The 1,153-nt window shown below is 49.5% G+C and carries 1 protein-coding gene; it reads right to left on the reverse strand.

Translation table 11 applies throughout. The annotated features are described in order from the left end of the window. The coding region (locus tag R7F07_RS25175; RefSeq protein ID WP_318110667.1) for a GspE/PulE family protein at positions 1-1,153 on the reverse strand (1,153 nt) is incomplete at both ends.

Consider the following 1,153-nt stretch of genomic DNA (forward strand, 5'->3'; position numbering starts at 1 on the left):
TCGACCTCGATACCCCGTCAAGTTACAGTTTTGACAACCTGCTCCTTTGTGAAAAGTCACCCCAACTTGATTTGGAAAACGCCCCGCTAACCATTGTTGACGCGACTCATCGAGATGATCTTGGGTTTTACAATCTGGACAAACACGGCGAACCAATCGCTGAGCCACAACGGCACGCACGGCACTGGCAACGAGATAGCCTGGCGCCCCCATGTCGATCATACGCAGTGCGCTGTCGACCGCATCGTTGGTATGCAACGTACTCAATACTAAGTGACCAGTTAATGCTGCTCGCAAGCCAATCTCTACCGTCTCTTGGTCACGCATCTCACCAATCAAAATGATGTCTGGGTCTTGACGCAAGAAGGTGCGTAGCACGCGTGAAAACGTTAAGTCGATCTTGCTGTTGATCTGTACTTGCGTGATACGTGGTAAACGGTATTCCACCGGATCTTCTGCGGTGATGATCTTTTTACCCGGTTCATTGAGCTCGCTCAACGCACCGTAAAGTGTCGTGGTTTTACCCGACCCCGTAGGGCCAGTTACCAAAATCATGCCATGAGGACGAGATAACTGACGACGCAAGCGCGCCAGTAGCTCAGGCGGTAAACCCGATTCTTCTAATGGACGTAAGCCTGACGACTGGTTAAGCAGACGCATTACGACCGATTCACCGTACTGAGTCGGTAACGTCGACATACGAATATCAATCGACTGGCCACGAACTTTGATGTTGAAGCGACCATCTTGCGGCAGACGCTTCTCAGAAATATCCAAGTGCGCCATCAATTTAAGGCGTAATACCAATGCAGAAGCGATGTTCACTTCGTTCAGAATGGTTTCATGCAGCACACCATCGACACGCTGGCGTAAACGCAGGACTTTATCGTCTGGTTCGATATGGATATCCGATGCACCAACTTGCACCGCGTCTTCAAACATCGAATTAACCAGTTTTACAACGGTGACTTCTTCACTGTCGGCTTCATCGATGCCATAGTCAAAGCTTTGTACGTCTTGGTGCTCTGCTTGTAACTGCTCAGCAAAGGACGCGATCTCTTTAGTACGGCGGTAGTAACGGTCGAAACTGCTGATCAACTGACGCTCAGAGGCAATGATGAACTCAAGGTTGTACTCACCTAGCAAGTTCATT

Origin of the sequence: Vibrio sp. YT-16, assembly GCF_033337405.1 — a bacterium.
GTDB lineage: Bacteria > Pseudomonadota > Gammaproteobacteria > Enterobacterales > Vibrionaceae > Vibrio > Vibrio alginolyticus.